Origin of the sequence: Bacillus sp. 1021 (assembly GCF_014534735.1) — a bacterium.
Taxonomy (GTDB): domain Bacteria; phylum Bacillota; class Bacilli; order Bacillales; family Bacillaceae; genus Bacillus; species Bacillus siamensis.
Genome location: NZ_JACVSR010000006.1, coordinates 86,103 through 101,982 on the forward strand (window position 1 = coordinate 86,103; position 15,880 = coordinate 101,982).

Genomic DNA, 15,880 nt, shown 5'->3' on the forward strand with positions numbered 1-15,880 from the left:
TAGGCGGCATTCATCAGATAAACCGCCGTTGCGACAGCGTTTTTCGCCCTTTTTCCGATGAGCCTTTTCCACCTTTTCTATTTGCTGGTTTCATGGTATATTGATTACGTTCGTTTTTTCTATCGTTCCGTGTAAACCGTGATCGGAAAAAAGGAGTGTAACAATGAAAACATTTATAAAAGAAAGAGGACTTGCCTTCTTCTTGATAGCGGTCGTGCTATTGTGGGTGAAAACATATGCTGCTTATATTTTAAACTTTAACCTCGGCATAGACAACACGATCCAGAAAATATTGCTTTTTGTGAATCCGCTGAGCTCCGGCCTGTTCTTTCTTGGATTTGGACTTCTTTTCAAGAAAAAATTACAGCAGACAGCCATTATTGTGATTCATTTTTTATTGTCTTTTTTGCTTTATGCAAACATCGTCTATTATAGATTCTTTAATGATTTCATTACCATCCCGGTCATGATGCAGGCAAAAACAAACGGCGGCCAGCTCGGAGACAGCGCGTTCTCATTAATGAGATGGACAGACGCCTTCTACTTCCTGGATACCGTCATTTTGATTATTTTGGCCCTTAAGATGAAAAAACCGGCTGAAAAACCGGCGAAGAAATCATTCAGAATCGTTTTGGCTTCCGCCGTGCTTGTGTTCCTGATCAACCTCGCCGTAGCGGAAACCGACCGTCCTGAGCTTTTGACACGCTCATTTGACCGTAACTATCTGGTGAAATACTTGGGCACGTACAACTTTACGATTTACGATGCCGTGCAGAATGTGAAGTCAAACAGCCAGCGCGCGCTTGCCGATTCAAGCGATGTAACGGATGTGGAAAACTATATGAAGGCCAACTATGACGTGCCGAACAATGTCTACTTCGGAAAAGCCGAAGGAAAAAACGTCATCTACGTCTCATTAGAGTCTCTGCAGTCCTTCATCATTGATTACAAAATTAACGGCAAGGAAGTGACGCCGTTTTTAAACAAACTGGCGCATGACAATCAAACATTCTACTTTGATAACTTTTTCCACCAAACGGGACAAGGTAAAACATCAGATGCGGAATTTATGATGGAGAACTCTCTGTACCCGCTCTCGCAAGGTTCGGTTTTCGTCAATAAAGCGCAAAACACGCTGCAGTCCGTTCCTGCGATTTTAAAAGGCAAAAACTACACGTCTGCCGCTTTCCACGGAAATACGCAGACTTTCTGGAACCGTAACGAAATGTACAAAGCGGAAGGCATCGATAAGTTTTTCGATTCTGCTTATTATGACATGAGCGAAGAGAATACGAAAAACTACGGCATGAAAGACAAACCGTATTTCAAAGAATCCATGCCGCTCTTAAAGAGCCTGCCGCAGCCGTTCTATACGAAGTTCATTACGCTGTCAAACCACTTCCCGTTCGGGATGGATAAAGAAGACACAGACTTCCCGGCGGGAGACTTTGGCGATTCGGTCGTCAATAACTACTTCCAGTCCGCGAACTATCTGGATGAATCAATCGAACAGTTCTTTCATGACCTGAAAAAAGACGGCCTGTATGATAAATCGATTATTGTGATGTACGGAGACCACTACGGCATCTCTGAAAACCATAATAAAGCGATGGCGAAAGTGCTTGGCAAAGATGAGATCAATGAATACGACAATGCCCAGCTTCAGCGGGTTCCGCTCTTTATCCACGCTCCAGGCGTGAAAGGCGGCCGCAATCATAAATTTGCCGGCGATGTCGATGTCGCGCCGACCGTTCTCCATCTGCTCGGTGTCGATACGAAAGATTATCTCATGTCAGGTTCAGATATCTTATCGAAAGAGCATAGAGAAGTGATTCCGTTCCGTAACGGCGACTTCATCTCACCGAACTACACGAAAGTATCCGGCAAGTATTACGATACGAAAACCGGAAGACTTTTAGATGATTCAGAAGTCGACAAAAAAGAAGACTCACTCGTCAAGACTGAGCTTGAGATGTCTGATAAGATCATCAACGGAGATCTGCTTCGCTTCTATCAGCCGAAAGGCTTCAAGAAAGTGGATCCTTCAAAAATCGATTATACAAAGCGTGAAGATTCTTCAGCAGATGATCAAAAAGAATAAACAAAAGCCAGATCATATCAATGATCTGGCTTTTTTATGTTCAGCTCCCGGCAGCGGCCATAGAGCGCTTTTGCAGGCTGTCGGAAAGAACCGAATAAGCGACGACTTTCTTTTTCTGCTGTTTGACGACATCTACATGATCTTCGTAGCTGTATACAAACACCGTCACATCTTTTTTCCCTTTTCTCGTCTTAATGACAAGCGGGTCGGCTCCATTCTGCGGATGAAGATACCGCTCTTCATCACCTGGGTATATATAATGCCGTTCGATAAATACGGCTTCGTTAAAATCATCAATCACCCGGCGTTTGTCTTCGCCTTCCAGACGTTTTCCGCCGAGGGATACGGCAGCGGACGCGTCACTGAGCTTCGAATGGGTTTCAAATTTTCGGAGAATCCATTCCACCGCTCCGGTAGGAAGGCATGTCAGCACAATCTTAATCAGGCTTATGACAACAATTGAAACAACTGCAATCCACGTCACCTTACATCATCTCCATACTTGTTCTACATTAATCTTACCACAAGAGGAAACCTTGTTTTTTGTCCATTATGTGAAACTTGATATATGTTCAAAAAAACCCGGATCACATAGATGATCCGGGCTTCGGTCTACTTCTGACCGTCATGGCGGACGGCCTCTCTCAGCTCTTCTGCGACAAATTCGACGTTCGGCCCGATAATGACCTGCGCCGTTTGATTCCCCGTTTTGATAACCCCTTTTGCTCCCGCTTTTTTAAGTGCCGTCTCATTAATGAGGGATGTATCCTGAACGGTCAGTCTGAGGCGGGTCGCACAGTGGTCAATCGTTTCGAGATTTTGTCTGCCGCCGAGCCCCTTGAGCATGGCATGTTCTTCAACCGAACCGGCCGTATCCTCACTAAGCACTTCTTCCTCTTCCTCATCATCTTCCCGTCCCGGCGTCTTCAAGTTTAACGATTTGATGAGCACGTAGAAGACAACAAAATAGATCACCGCATAACAAAGCCCGACAACGAGCAGCAAAAGCGGTTTTTCCGCAATACCGTAGCTGAGAATATAATCGATCGCCCCCGCTGAGAACGAAAAGCCTGACCTGATGCCGAGAATATTGACGATAAATAAAGAGAACCCGGTTAATAAAGCATGAACCCCGTACAGAAGCGGTGATAAAAACATAAATGCAAATTCAATCGGTTCTGTAATTCCGGTAATAAATGCCGTCAGCGCAAGGCCGATCATCATCCCGGCCGTCGCATTGCGCTTGCTTGGCTTAGCTGCGGCAATCATTGCCAGACAAGCGGCTGGAAGCCCGAACATCATAATCGGAAAGAATCCCGTCATATAAGTCCCGGCCGTCGGATCCTTCGCAAAGAAGCGGGCCAGATCTCCCGTTTTTCCGTGAAAATCGCCAAACTGGAACCAAAAAATATTATTCAGCACATGATGAAGACCGAATGGAATCAAAAGCCGGTTAAAAATCCCGTAAATTCCGGCACCGATGCCCCCGAGCCCGATCATCCATTCCCCGAATGACGTAATCACCGACTGAATCGGCGGCCACACAAAGCCGAAAATACCGGCCAAAATAATGGTAATCAGCGCCGTTACAATCGGAACGAGCCTTCGTCCGCTGAAAAATCCGAGATATTCAGGCAGCTTCGTATCCTTAAAGCGATTATACGTGTATCCCGCAATTAACCCCGCGATAATCCCTCCGAAAACGGCCATATTATTTGTCGAATTGATTGATTTTACAGCCGCGTCCAGCATAATATAGGAAATTGCTCCCGACAGAGCGGCGGCCCCATTGCTGTCTTTTGAGATCCCGATCGCGATTCCGATCGCAAAAATCAGCGGCAAATGATCAAATACCGCTGTCCCCGCCGCATAAATGAACGGAATATTTAATAAATCCTCTCTGCCGATGGCCAAAATAATACCCACGGCGGGCAGAACGGCAATCGGAAGCATAAAGGATTTTCCGAGTTTTTGCAAAAATTGAAGCATTTTACCCATCCCCCTTCTTTTTTCTTAAATATATCACATAAGTTATCTAGTGATCTATACCAATTTTCCCTTCATTTATGCACATAAGGCTTGTTGGTTTTCTATTTATAAAGCAGTTGTGGTAAGCTTGAATCAGATGATTAAACATAGAAAGCGGGAATGACAATGATTGTAACGAACGATCAAGAATTAGAAGGTCTTAAAAAAATCGGCAGAATCGTCGCCCTGGCGCGTGAAGAAATGAAGAAAAAGGCAGAGCCCGGCATGAGCACGAAAGATCTTGACCTGATCGGAAAGGCGGTGCTTGACGAACACGGAGCCGCTTCCGCTCCGGAGAAGGAATACGATTTCCCCGGCGTGACATGCATCAGCGTAAATGACGAAGTCGCTCACGGCATTCCGAGCGCCTCTAAAATCTTAAAAGCCGGGGATCTTGTAAATATCGATATTTCGGCGGAGTTCGGCGGTTTTTATTCCGATACGGGAATTTCATTCGTGCTCGGAGAAGGCGATGAACGTCTGCAAAAGCTTTGCAACTGCGCACAATCCGCGTTTCAAAAAGGACTGGAGCAGGCAAAAGCCGGAAAACGCCAAAATCAGATCGGCAGAGCCGTCTACCATGAAGCCCGCTCCAACGGATTTACCGTCATTAAAACGCTGACGGGCCACGGAATCGGCAGAAACCTCCATGAAGCGCCGAACCACATCATGAATTACTACGATCCGTTTGATAACGCGCTGTTTAAAAACGGCACCGTGATCGCGCTTGAGCCGTTTATTTCCACGAAGGCTGAAACCATTGTTGAAGCGGGAGACGGCTGGACATATAAAACACCGGATAAAAGCCTTGTCGCCCAAGTGGAGCACACCATCGTCATCACAAAAGACAAACCGATTATTTTAACGGCATTGTAATGTTTCATCTCCCTCCCAAACAGGTATACAACAACTAACCCGAAGGAGGGAGACGCATGAAAAAAGATAAAGAAAAAATCAAAATCGAAAACGAAATACACGCCATGCACGGCGTAACGAAACAGCAGATTTTAGAGGATTTCGAGGAATTTAAAGCGTACCTTCACCAGAAAATTTCCGCCGGAAAGAAACTAGGCCTGGATGACAGCAAAATCATCAAAAGCGCCGCCATCCTCGGGGACTATCTCGCCAAGCACGAGGAGCCCCGCAATGCGGAAGAAAAACTTTTACAAGAGCTGTGGGATATTGCGGATGACAATGAAAAACAGCATTTGGCCCAGCTTCTCGTCAAACTTGCCGGACACTGATACAGTGCCCGGCTTTTTATGTTTCGTGACAAGAGATGTGCTACACTGGACATATGTCTGTGAAAGGAGCCATTTTTCAACATGTGGTTTATTATCTTCGGGTTTATTTTCTTTATTGAAAGCATCATTCTTACCGTTTACGGGGTGAAGAAAAAGAAGGGGATGCTGATTTATTTCGGCGTCGTATTCGGAATTATGACACTCGGCACGGTGCTGTTAAAATTAACCGGCCATTAAGCATGAAAAGACCGTCCTTTACATATATATGTAAGAAAGCTTTACATCTCTGAATCGAAAGGCTCAGTTTTTGCTTTTCCCCTTTTCAGCGTCTTTTTATAGATGTTACAATGCCAAAAGTTTGGCAAAAACTGAAGAAACTCTCCCCTGCGGGAGAACGGAGAAAGGAGTTTTCTGACATGCATTATGGCAGTAAAGGCTGGTATGTAGAAGAATTAAAGAAAAAAGGAATTACCCACTATGAAGGAAGAAAGCTTCAAAGCTTCAAAAAGTATTTCCTTGCCAATCTTCTGGAAACAAAGAAACAAGCATAATGTCAATCAGCCGTGCTGTCAGTGCAGCGCGGCTTTTTTTCTATACATTCAAGAGCCTGTCTCTTTTTTTAAGGAAGGACTCCCTCCAGCTTTCTGACAGCGCTTCTTCCCGCAGCACTTCTTCAATGGCCGGCAGATTGCCTGAATCACGGTATTTCACTTCATTCGCATACCAGACGGAAATGCTTTCTTTGCCTCTCGACAAACGCTTGAGGACCGGATGCGGATCGACATATCCTTCTTCAAGCACCCTGAAATAAAAGCCGGTAAATCCCGTCTGCTGTACACGGAGCACCATATCTTTGATGCCGTATTTGAGGGCGAGTTTGACGCAGGGCTGGCGCGGCTGGCTTACTTGCACGACGGCTTCGCCCAGCTGAAACACGTCTCCGAGCCATACGTCCTGTTCGGCCAGCCCTTTGACTGTTACATTCTCTCCAAACGCTGCGGCGGGCAGTTTTCTTGCAAGCGTTGTTTCCCAATATGAATAATGCTCGGCGGGATACACGCACACCGCTTTATCAGGGCCGCCGTGATTCTTCAAATCGGCTTGTCCGTCCCCCGCAAAATGGGTTTTATACAGCATGACGGGAGAATCCGCAGGCCGCTTGACGATGCCGGAATTGATTTGTCTGCCGGCAAATTCATGAATTGCCGGCATTCCGAGATTGATAGATAAGACAGAATAGTCTTGCGTCATCCCGTTCACATCCTTTGCGAAATATCATATCTATCCTTTATCATAGTAGGAAAAAGGTGGTTTTTCCATGCTTCAATATCATATGTTTGCAGACGGCCGGGTTCAAGGCGTCGGTTTTCGCTACTTCGTCCAGATGGAAGCAGACAGACATAAGATTACCGGCTGGGTCAAAAACCGCGATGACGGCCGGGTTGAAATCCTTGCCGAAGGCCCTGAAGAGTCGTTAAAACACTTTGCCGAAGCCGTCAGAAAAGGCAGCCCCTTCTCAAATGTAACAGGCGTAACCATCGAAGAATCACGCCATCTGAAAGGGTACCGCACCTTTTCCATCAGTTACTGATAAGGCTTGTCCTGATAAAAATAATTCGGCTTCACAATCGTATTGTCGTATAATTTATGGAAAATGTGGGTGGAAGCCGGCGAGATCGGCGGAATCAGCCAGGTCCAGTCTCCCGTCAGCTTTCTGCCCGCGTCTTGTTCCTGCTCTTCAAAGCGCTTAAACTGATTTGCCGCCGTATGATGATCGACAATGCTGACACCGTGTTTTTTGTATGAATAGAGCACTGCCTTATTCAGTTCTACAAGCACCTGATCTTTCCACAGGTCGGTATTCAGGCTGGATGAAATCCCCATGGCCGACGCGATTTTTCTGAGCAGATCATACCGTTTTTCATCAGCAAGATTCCTTGCGCCGATTTCGGTTCCCATATACCAGCCGTTAAAAGGCGCGGCGTTGTACGACAGTCCGCCGATTTCAAGCCTCATGTCGGCGATAATCGGAACCCCGTACCATTTGATATTCAAATCGGCAAACTCTTCTATATCAGGATGGGAGATCGGCACCTCTTTCACGAGAGCCTGAGGCAGGTCGTACCAAACGGGCTGCTCGTCCCCTTTCATCCGGAACAGCAGCGGCAAAATATCAAAATCGGTCCGCTTTCCGCGCCAGCCGAGTTTTTCGCAGACAACCGTCAGCTCATACGATGCCGGATCGCCGATTCTTCCTTTTTCAGTCTCATATCCCGCATAGCGAATGAGCTGATGATTCCAGATTTCGACCTGTTTCTCCCCATTCTTCTCAGGAGGGAAAATCGTAATTGTCGGTTTAATTTTTCCGTCGTTCGTCGCGATTTCGATATGTTCAAATAAAGCGTCGCGCACCTCTTCTTTTGTATACACGCCGCGCCGGTCAATGACGTTCAGCGATTGCCAGAACAGACGCCCGATACAGCGGTTGCTGTTGCGCCATGCCATTTTTGCCCCGTGTTCAAGCTCTTCCGCCGTATGGACGTAACTGCCCGTCCGATCTATCTCATCTTTTATCGAGTGAAGACGCGCATTGATTTGCGATTCCATGCCGAGTTCCTGATAGCAGACCTCAATAAAATCCTTCGCCTCATCCCAGAGTAATTCCGTATGTTTCAAAAAACTCTCTCCTTCAATTTACATCTGCTTCTCATTGTATCGTTTTTAAGGGTGAACACAATGGTTTTTTTGTCTCATACTGGAAAGTGCAAAGAAAAAACACCTGTGATTTTCGCAGGTGTTTCACAAAACGGAATGCAGTTTTTCAGCCAGTGTAAGCAAATCATCACGGTAGTTTTTTCCTGACATCGGAATCCCGTGACCCGTCAAAAGCGCTTCCGGCTCCAGTTCGGCAAGTTTTTGAACGGATGCTGCCGCAGTCTGCGTATCCGCTGTGAAATAGGCGGGCGGCCCGTGAAGCTCTTGCTTTTGAATGACAACGTCCGCAAGGGATTCCTGCTCAACAGTGATCACGGCATCACCGGCAATCAAAACGCGGTCTTTCTCCCGGAATAATGAAATATGGCCGGGGGTGTGGCCGGGCGTATGAATCCATTTCCAATCTTCAAGCAATGGAACGGCGCCGTCTGAAGGCAGCGCCTGAACGGACGGAATGCGGATCGTATGGCGGGGAAACAGCGGTGACAGCTTTGCGACAAGCCCTTTTTTCGCATCCGGCCTGGCAGGCGGATAATCCGCTTTTCCCGTGACGTACGGGAGCTCCTGTTCATGAATATAAACCGGTACATCCCAATGCTTAAGCAGCTCTTCCATCGCACCGACATGGTCAAAATGGCCGTGCGTCAAAATGACGGCCTTCAGCTGATACCCCTGCCCGAACCGGCGTTTCATTTCATCTGTAATCATTTCCGCCGATTGCGGCATTCCCGCGTCAACAAGAATGATTTCCCCCGGAACTGAGGGATTTTCGATAAAGTAAACATTCGCAATCTGCACGGTCAGTCCGTAAACGCCGTCCGCCGCTTTAAAACCGACGCCGCTTTTAACCGAAAAAAGCGGCATAAACGGATCACTCATCATGGCACCTCCTCTGATGCCTTTAGTGTGCGACGAACAGGCTGTTTTATGTTAAAAAATCGTGATCGCGCCGATAAGGAGTGCAAAGGCAGTCATGACGATAACGGCAAGAACCGCCCATTTCATCGCAAATTTCTGATGCTCATCAATGGTTACCCCGGCAAGCCCGACTAATAAATGCGTCGACGGCACGAGCGGACTTAACATATGAATCGGCTGGCCGATAATCGAAGCGCGGGCGATTTCCACCTTATCAACACCATACGCCACGGCGGTTTCGGACAAAATGGGCAGCACGCCGTAAAAATAGGCGTCATTGGGCATCAGAAATGTAAAAATACCGCTCGTTAAGGCAACAATCGCCGGAATAAATCCCCCCAGCTGCTCCGGAATAAGCGAAACGAGAGATATGGCCATTTCATCAACCATCTTCGTCCCCGTTAAAATTCCGGTAAACACGCCTGCGGCAAAAATCATCGACCCGATCGCTAGCACATTGCTCGAATGGGCTGAAATGCGCTCCCTTTGATCGTTAAGCTTCGGATAATTGACAATCAGCGCGATACAAAACGCGATGATGAACAGCACGGTTAAATTCACTTTTCCTGATACTAAAAACCCGACTAAAGAAAGCGTTAACAGTAAATTGAACCACCACAGTTTCGGCCGCTTCCATTCATCTTCCGCAGCCGCAGCCGTTTCATTTGTATGGGACGGCTGCTTTAATTCGATCACCCCAAGCCGTTTCCTTTCCATCCTTCCGAGTACATAAGCGACCGCAATCATACACACCATGCCGCTCGCAATAACAGGCAGCATCGGTCCCGTCAGCTCCGCCGGGTCCACGCCGAGCGCGCTCGCCGCACGCGGCGTCGCGCCGCCCCATGGGATCGTGTTCATAATCCCCATGCCGACCCCGGCGATTCCCGCTAAAATAATCGGACGGATTCCGAGCATAATATATAAAGGCAGCATTGCGCTAGTCGTAATCATATACGTCGTCGAACCGTCTCCGTCCAGCGCGACAAGCATGGTCAGCACGGCTGTTCCGACAACAATTTTGAGCGGATCGCCTTTGACCAGATTTAAAATACGCGCAACCATCGGATCGAATAAACCGGTATCAATCATAATGCCGAAATAAAGAATCGCAAACATAATCATGACTGCAATCGGCGCCACCTGTTCAATACCGGAGATCATCATCCCGCCGACCCGGTTAAATGAAAAGCCGGCAATCAGCGCAAATACGATCGGCGTCAATACGAGCGCCGTTAACACCGAAAGCCGTTTTGTCATAATCAGCACCATAAAAACAACCATCATAAGAAAGCCTAAGATTGCTAACACAGTATGTCCCCCTTATTATGAATACGCTTACATTTTAAAGGCCCGATTCCCCTTCATCCGCCTTTTTGCTATATTATGAGAATTGCATATTGAAGTAAATATTTTGGATTTTAAAGATTTTTAATTTTTTATAACCTTTTCGTTCATTTTGTTCATTTATAAATAAAAAGGATTCCGCATGTCTGCGGAATCTTTATTTTTCGCTGCTCATCATTTCTTTATAAAACTCAGTCTGCTCTTCTAAAAAGTGTTTTGCGCCGCTGCTGTTTTTATAAAAGCTCTCCCAATCCTGTTTTTTCATCATTTGTTTCCACTCAGCAGATGAGGTAATCTGTTTCAAAGCCTGATCCCAATAAGCGATCTCGCCTTCGGTCATGTCTTTCGGTCCCATGATGCCTCTCCAGTGGGCAAAGACAAACGGCACTCCCTGTTCTTTCCATGTCGGGACATCGCTGAAGCCCGAAAGCCTTTTGTCAGAAGTAACGGCCGCTAATGTGATTTTCCCTTTTTGATAGGTGTCTCTCGCTTCTGAAATGGTCATCGAGGCGGCATCTATATCATGATTGATAAGAGCTTCAATGACTTCATTGCTGCTCCCGTATTGAAAAAAGCGGATATCAAACGGCGAAATTCCCGCCATTTCCGCGGCTCTCGCAAAGGAGAGCTGGTCATCATTTCCGAGACCGGGCGCAAATCCGATCTTTATGCCGCCCGGATGTGTTTTAATATCGCCGAGCAGCTGCTTTCCGCTTTTTATCTTTGAATCTTTCGGAAGAGCGACAGTCTGCCACTCTTTTGCAATAATGGCCAAAGGCGTAAAATCATCTGCCTTCAGCCGGCTTTGTCCTAAAATTTCATTGCTTAACAGCAGGCTTGAATTCATACTGATGACATCCGTTTTGCGTTCGTTTACATATTTCCAGCCGCTGTCTCCGCCTCCACCGGGCTTATAGATAATCTTTACGGGCCGGTCTAATATATGCTTCCGCTCTATTACCGATTGCAAAGCTTTTGCCGTTACATCCCAGCCCCCTTGAGGCGCTGCGGGTACGACGATTTCAATCGGTCCTCCGGCTGAGCGGATGCCCGCCATCTGCCGTCCGTCAAATGAAACCAGCGCCGCCAGCAAAACAAGGAGCACTCCCAACCGCTTCATTTCTCCCATCCCTTATTCATGTGCTAAATAATATTTCCGTTCCGGCCTGCCGATAATGCCGTACTCTAATTCAGCGAGCGCTTCTTCCTGAGAAACGAGAAACTCGGCGTAGCGCCGCGCTGTTGTTCTGGAGGCCCCCATTTTTTCACCCAGTTCTTCAGCCGTCATCCCTTTTTCTGCAGTCCTGAGCGCGTTTTTGATTTTTTGAAGTGTAATAGAATTAATGCCTTTGGGCAGATCATTGAGCTGTTTTTGTTCTTTGTGGCCGCTTCCGAAAAACATATCGATGACGGACTGGCTCAGCTCCGGCTGTGAGTGCAGCCATTCTCTTTTTTCACGGTACTGCAAAAGCACTTCTGTAAATTTATGTGCCGAAACCGGCTTTATGACATAGTGGGAAACGCCTGATCTGAGCGCTTCCTGCAGCAATCTTGTTTCGGCAGAAGCCGTAATAATGATGATATCAACAGAAGGAAAACGGCAGCGGATGAGCGGAAGCAAATCTGTTCCCAGCTCATCCGGCATATAAATATCCAAAAGCAGCAGATCAGGCTGCCGGTTCTCAAGCAGTGATATGGTGTCTTTGGCATTGATTGCTTTGCCGATTACATTGAATCCATCAAGATGTTCGATGAATTTTTCATGGATTTGCGCGATTCGAAAGTCGTCCTCTGCAATCGCGATATTAATCACACGGATTCCCCCTTTGGCCTTTCTTTCGGTATAAACACCGTAAATACGGCACCGCCGCTCTTTTGCTGTGAAATCTCTATCCATCCCTGCAATTCACTGACGGCTTCCTTCAGATTGGCTAAGCCGTATCCTCTCCTTGTCCCCTTTGAAGAGTATCCCTTTTCAAATATCGTTTCTGTTTTTTCCTGAGGCACCCCATCTCCCGAGTCCGCCACTTCTATGACAATATCCCTTCCGATATCAGTCATAAAAAAGGATACCTCTTTTTTCTCTTTTTCGGCGACGGCTTCGAAAGCGTTATCAATAAGATTTCCGATGATTGTAATGAGCTGGGATGAGCCCACATGCGCCGGCAGCGATTCTAAAAAGCTGTTTTCATCTATTGAAAGCTTCACTTTCTTCTCAGATGCCTTTCCCATTTTTCCTAATAGTATGGCCTGAACCCACTGTGAATGAATGTTTTGAAAGAGGATTTCGTGCTGTTCATTCTGGATGGCGTACTCTTCTTTAATCAGTTCAATGGCTTCATCGTATTCTCCCAGTTCTAACAGACCGAGTATCGCGTAAAGCTTGTTTGAGAATTCATGCGTTTGCGCACGGAGATCTTCCGAGTATTTTTTTATTTCAGTCAGCTCGTTAATCAGCTTCTTGAGCTCCGTTTTTTCGCGGAAGCTTATGACCGCTCCGTATACTTGCCCGGCCTGTCTCATCTCTTTTACGTTTAAGATAAACACTTTATCCCCGGCTCGCACCTCCACGTTCGGCGGTAATTCTCCGCCTGCAAAAACGGGCATGAGCCTTGCGCCCGGCATGATTTCTTTTATATGCCTTCCGATCATCGGTTCCGGAAGATGCAGCATATCAGCCGCAGACAAATTCATCATGGTCACCGCGCCTTCTTTGTTTACGGCGATAATCCCTTCTTTAATCGCAAGGAGCATCGCATTTCGCTCCCGGTACAGCGCCGCAATTTCATGCGGTTCAAGGCCGAGTGTATCTTTACGGATGCTTTTTGCGAGCGCCGCCGCTCCCCCGATGCCGATAAGGAACACCAAACATGCAAAATAGCTTAAGTGCCGCAAATGCGCTTTCATATCTTTTTCTATCTCATCTTGCAGAAACTCGACTGTCACCGTTCCGACGACTTCGTTATGATTTTTTTCCTCCAGAATAACCGGTGCGCTTCCCCGGACGGCCTTCATTCCGTCAGAAACCGGAGCCCCGCCGAACATGACGACTTTGTTTTTCAGATTTTGATTATCTTTCGGAATGCTGCTGCGATCCGAATGAAACACGGCACGCCCTTTTTGATCGGTAATGTAGACGGCGTGCGCACCTGCCTGTTCTTTCATTTGTTCAATGACGTCTAACTTTTTAAAAGCATTTTGATCCGCAAGCCGGAATGCCTCTTTTACAGGCGGCATGTATGATATGGTTTTTGCCGTCTGCACCGCCAGCTGTTCCGCCTGCTTCTGGCCTTCCTTTAATTGCTGAAAGGCAAATATAACGGTGAGCGTTCCGATGACAAGTATTAATAAAGCCGTAATTAATCCGGCGATTTTCATTTGCAGAGAGACATAAAACCGTTTCTCTTCCAACACAGCACCAGCCGTCCTTTCCTCCTAAAATCATACCACTTTTTATATCCTTATTTTTTATTTTTAAGAATTTTCGTGATCTTTTTCTCTTGCCGATTTTCAAAAAGGATGATAGGCATATTTTCACTTTTGAGGATTTATGTAACAAGGAATGATCGCGCCTGCTCCGGTTAGCCCTGTTGCTCAGTCAACCCCGTTCATTTATGTTGGCAATGACAGCCTCATAACAATACCCACAGCAGCCATCCCAAGACTCGTATCTGTTATACCATGTATCTCCTTTTCTCACTACACTATCTCTTCTTACAATATTTTCAGAATACAACTGTGTTTCAACCCCCCCCATTTAAAGGATTAATTTACAGAAAAAAAGGACCTAACCGTATATCAGTCAGGTCTTTCATCTTTAAAATATCAGTCAGGTCTTTTCATTATGATGTCGGAAAAACAATGCTGTTAAAATCGATATTCAGAGCAGTTGCTGTCGTTAAATTATTAGCAGTTGTGAAAATAACCCTGAGCTGGTAAGTGTTTGTTCCTGCGGTCGGCGCAGTATCCACTGTTGTATCAGCAATCGAAAAACTATCCGTAGCTGCGGTTGGACTAGTTCGCGACAGAGTTCTTGTATGAATTTGCACTGCTCCCCTATATAATCTCACTTCAAAAACAAAGTTTGAATTTGCTGCAGTTGTTAACGCGACACTGAGTGCATAATCCAGCTTTACATTCTGCAAAGCATTAACTGGGATTGCCAGCGTAGCAACGGGAACTTCAGTATTTAACGGCGGAAAAACAGTGAGCGGCCCATTAGTTCTTGTGAAGAGCAAGGTTGGTGTACTGCCTGTTGAGCCGGTTGCTCCAGTTACCCCAGTGGCTCCTGTTACTCCAGTCGCGCCCGTTACTCCGGTTGATCCTGTTGAGCCAGTTGCTCCCGTTACTCCGGTTACTCCGGTTGGACCCGTTACTCCTGTTGATCCGGTTGCACCTGTTGGGCCAGTTACTCCTGTTGCTCCGGTTGGGCCGGTTGAGCCGGTTGGGCCGGTTACACCAGTGGCTCCGGTTACTCCAGTCGCGCCCGTTACTCCGGTTGATCCTGTTGAGCCAGTTGCTCCCGTTACTCCGGTTACTCCGGTTGGACCCGTTACTCCGGTTGCACCGGTTGCACCCGTTGGGCCAGTTACTCCGGTTGCTCCGGTTGGGCCAGTTACTCCTGTTGCTCCGGTTGGGCCGGTTGAGCCGGTTGGGCCGGTTACACCAGTGGCTCCGGTTACTCCTGTCGCGCCCGTTACTCCGGTTGATCCTGTTGAGCCAGTTGCTCCCGTTACTCCGGTTACTCCGGTTGGACCCGTTACTCCGGTTGCACCGGTTGCACCCGTTGGGCCAGTTACTCCGGTTGAGCCCGTTACTCCTGTTGCACCAGTTACACCAGTTGCTCCGGTTGCTCCAGTTGGACCCGTTACTCCTGTTGTACCCGTTGGGCCGGTTGATCCAGTCACTCCGGTCGAACCAGTTTCTCCTGTTGATCCGGTTACGCCAGTTGCCCCGGTTAATCCGGTCGCTCCTGTTACTCCGGTTGCTCCGGTTACACCTGTTGCTCCTGTTGCTCCTGTTGGTCCCGTTTCACCAGTTACTCCTGTTGGTCCCGTTGCTCCGGTTGATCCAGTTACACCAGTTACTCCGGTTGCTCCGGTTGGACCCGTTGGGCCAGTTTCTCCAGTTACTCCGGTCGCTCCTGTTTCTCCAGTTGAGCCGGTTACTCCGGTCGCTCCTGTTACTCCTGTTGATCCGGTTACGCCAGTTGCTCCAGTTGGACCCGTTTCACCAGTTACTCCTGTTGATCCGGTTGGACCTGTTGACCCGGTTGGACCCGTTGGGCCGGTTGCTCCAGTCACTCCGGTTGAGCCTGTTTCTCCTGTTGATCCGGTTACGCCAGTTGCCCCGGTTGCTCCGGTTGGGCCTGTTGACCCGGTTGGACCCGTTGGGCCAGTTTCTCCAGTCACTCCGGTTGAACCAGTTTCTCCAGTTGAGCCGGTTGCTCCGGTTACTCCTGTCGCTCCTGTTGGACCCGTTGGGCCAGTTTCTCCAGTTGAGCCGGTTGATCCTGTTGCTCCTGTTG

15 protein-coding genes and 1 pseudogene are annotated in these 15,880 nt (G+C 47.5%); 6 read left to right on the forward strand and 10 right to left on the reverse strand.

Features of this window, described 5'->3' with window-relative positions:
* Positions 1 to 163: 163 nt before the first annotated feature.
* The gene (gene ltaS, locus ICW23_RS17765) at positions 164 to 2,101 is read left to right on the forward strand and encodes a lipoteichoic acid synthase (protein WP_188154885.1); all 1,938 of its coding nucleotides are present in this window, start codon (positions 164 to 166) and stop codon (positions 2,099 to 2,101) included.
* A gap of 40 nt (positions 2,102 to 2,141) precedes the next feature.
* Here ltaS and ICW23_RS17770 read toward each other — a convergent pair whose 3' ends face one another.
* Complete coding sequence (locus ICW23_RS17770; RefSeq protein ID WP_007408492.1) at positions 2,142 to 2,585, reverse strand: YfmQ family protein; 444 nt, start codon at positions 2,583 to 2,585, stop codon at positions 2,142 to 2,144.
* A gap of 128 nt (positions 2,586 to 2,713) precedes the next feature.
* Entirely contained in the window at positions 2,714 to 4,090 is a 1,377-nt protein-coding gene (nagE, locus tag ICW23_RS17775) for an N-acetylglucosamine-specific PTS transporter subunit IIBC (RefSeq protein WP_188154886.1), read from the reverse strand.
* A gap of 165 nt (positions 4,091 to 4,255) precedes the next feature.
* Between nagE and map the strand changes: the two genes are divergently transcribed.
* The 4 genes from map to ICW23_RS17795 all read left to right on the forward strand — a co-directional run bounded on the left by map (position 4,256) and on the right by ICW23_RS17795 (position 5,924).
* The gene (gene map / locus ICW23_RS17780; protein ID WP_016936782.1) at positions 4,256 to 5,005 is read left to right on the forward strand and encodes a type I methionyl aminopeptidase; all 750 of its coding nucleotides are present in this window, start codon (positions 4,256 to 4,258) and stop codon (positions 5,003 to 5,005) included.
* Between the two features lie 56 nt (positions 5,006 to 5,061).
* Positions 5,062 to 5,373 carry a DUF3243 domain-containing protein gene (locus ICW23_RS17785; protein ID WP_003155607.1) on the forward strand — a complete coding sequence of 104 codons (312 nt, stop codon included), beginning with the start codon at positions 5,062 to 5,064 and terminating at the stop codon, positions 5,371 to 5,373.
* 81 nt (positions 5,374 to 5,454) lie between these two features.
* The gene (locus tag ICW23_RS17790) at positions 5,455 to 5,610 is read left to right on the forward strand and encodes a hypothetical protein (RefSeq protein WP_003155608.1); all 156 of its coding nucleotides are present in this window, start codon (positions 5,455 to 5,457) and stop codon (positions 5,608 to 5,610) included.
* A 179-nt stretch (positions 5,611 to 5,789) separates the two neighbouring features.
* Positions 5,790 to 5,924, forward strand: a complete 135-nt coding sequence (locus ICW23_RS17795) for a YflJ family protein (RefSeq protein ID WP_003155609.1) — start codon at positions 5,790 to 5,792, stop codon at positions 5,922 to 5,924.
* A 40-nt stretch (positions 5,925 to 5,964) separates the two neighbouring features.
* Here the strand turns inward: ICW23_RS17795 and ICW23_RS17800 are convergent, their stop codons facing one another.
* Complete coding sequence (locus tag ICW23_RS17800) at positions 5,965 to 6,624, reverse strand: MOSC domain-containing protein (protein ID WP_047476468.1); 660 nt, start codon at positions 6,622 to 6,624, stop codon at positions 5,965 to 5,967.
* Positions 6,625 to 6,691: 67 nt separating this feature from the next.
* Between ICW23_RS17800 and ICW23_RS17805 the strand changes: the two genes are divergently transcribed.
* A complete protein-coding gene (locus ICW23_RS17805; RefSeq protein WP_016936784.1) occupies positions 6,692 to 6,964 on the forward strand; it encodes an acylphosphatase in 273 nt (90 codons plus the stop codon).
* Here the strand turns inward: ICW23_RS17805 and ICW23_RS17810 are convergent.
* The 7 genes and pseudogenes from ICW23_RS17810 to ICW23_RS19315 all read right to left on the reverse strand — a co-directional run.
* Complete coding sequence (locus ICW23_RS17810) at positions 6,958 to 8,049, reverse strand: nitric oxide synthase oxygenase (protein ID WP_188154887.1); 1,092 nt, start codon at positions 8,047 to 8,049, stop codon at positions 6,958 to 6,960. The two genes, ICW23_RS17805 and ICW23_RS17810, sit on opposite strands and share 7 nt — an antisense overlap.
* Positions 8,050 to 8,172: 123 nt before the next feature.
* Positions 8,173 to 8,967 (reverse strand): MBL fold metallo-hydrolase, encoded by a 795-nt coding sequence (locus ICW23_RS17815; protein ID WP_047476464.1) that lies wholly within the window; start codon positions 8,965 to 8,967, stop codon positions 8,173 to 8,175.
* Between the two features lie 51 nt (positions 8,968 to 9,018).
* A complete protein-coding gene (gene citM, locus ICW23_RS17820) occupies positions 9,019 to 10,317 on the reverse strand; it encodes an Mg(2+)/citrate complex secondary transporter CitM (protein WP_095242097.1) in 1,299 nt (432 codons plus the stop codon).
* 193 nt (positions 10,318 to 10,510) lie between these two features.
* Entirely contained in the window at positions 10,511 to 11,473 is a 963-nt protein-coding gene (locus ICW23_RS17825) for a tripartite tricarboxylate transporter substrate binding protein (RefSeq protein ID WP_045925410.1), read from the reverse strand.
* 12 nt (positions 11,474 to 11,485) lie between these two features.
* Positions 11,486 to 12,166: a response regulator gene (locus tag ICW23_RS17830; RefSeq protein WP_188154888.1), complete on the reverse strand. Its 681-nt coding sequence runs from the start codon at positions 12,164 to 12,166 to the stop codon at positions 11,486 to 11,488.
* Positions 12,163 to 13,767, reverse strand: coding sequence for a sensor histidine kinase (locus ICW23_RS17835; protein WP_188154889.1), 1,605 nt, complete (start codon positions 13,765 to 13,767; stop codon positions 12,163 to 12,165). The genes ICW23_RS17830 and ICW23_RS17835 overlap by 4 nt, the downstream gene beginning before the upstream one ends.
* Positions 13,768 to 14,195: 428 nt before the next feature.
* Positions 14,196 to 15,880, reverse strand: a pseudogene (locus ICW23_RS19315) (collagen-like protein); the annotation flags it as partial.

Coding starts and splice junctions, on each gene's coding strand:
- ICW23_RS17790 (WP_003155608.1), top strand. CDS start 5,455: ATGTGGTTTATTATCTTCGGGTTTATTTTCTTTATTGAAAGCATCATT.
- map (WP_016936782.1), top strand. CDS start 4,256: ATGATTGTAACGAACGATCAAGAATTAGAAGGTCTTAAAAAAATCGGC.
- nagE (WP_188154886.1), bottom strand. CDS start 4,090: ATGCTTCAATTTTTGCAAAAACTCGGAAAATCCTTTATGCTTCCGATT.
- ltaS (WP_188154885.1), top strand. CDS start 164: ATGAAAACATTTATAAAAGAAAGAGGACTTGCCTTCTTCTTGATAGCG.
- ICW23_RS17795 (WP_003155609.1), top strand. CDS start 5,790: ATGCATTATGGCAGTAAAGGCTGGTATGTAGAAGAATTAAAGAAAAAA.
- ICW23_RS17785 (WP_003155607.1), top strand. CDS start 5,062: ATGAAAAAAGATAAAGAAAAAATCAAAATCGAAAACGAAATACACGCC.
- ICW23_RS17800 (WP_047476468.1), bottom strand. CDS start 6,624: ATGACGCAAGACTATTCTGTCTTATCTATCAATCTCGGAATGCCGGCA.
- ICW23_RS17805 (WP_016936784.1), top strand. CDS start 6,692: ATGCTTCAATATCATATGTTTGCAGACGGCCGGGTTCAAGGCGTCGGT.
- ICW23_RS17825 (WP_045925410.1), bottom strand. CDS start 11,473: ATGAAGCGGTTGGGAGTGCTCCTTGTTTTGCTGGCGGCGCTGGTTTCA.
- ICW23_RS17815 (WP_047476464.1), bottom strand. CDS start 8,967: ATGAGTGATCCGTTTATGCCGCTTTTTTCGGTTAAAAGCGGCGTCGGT.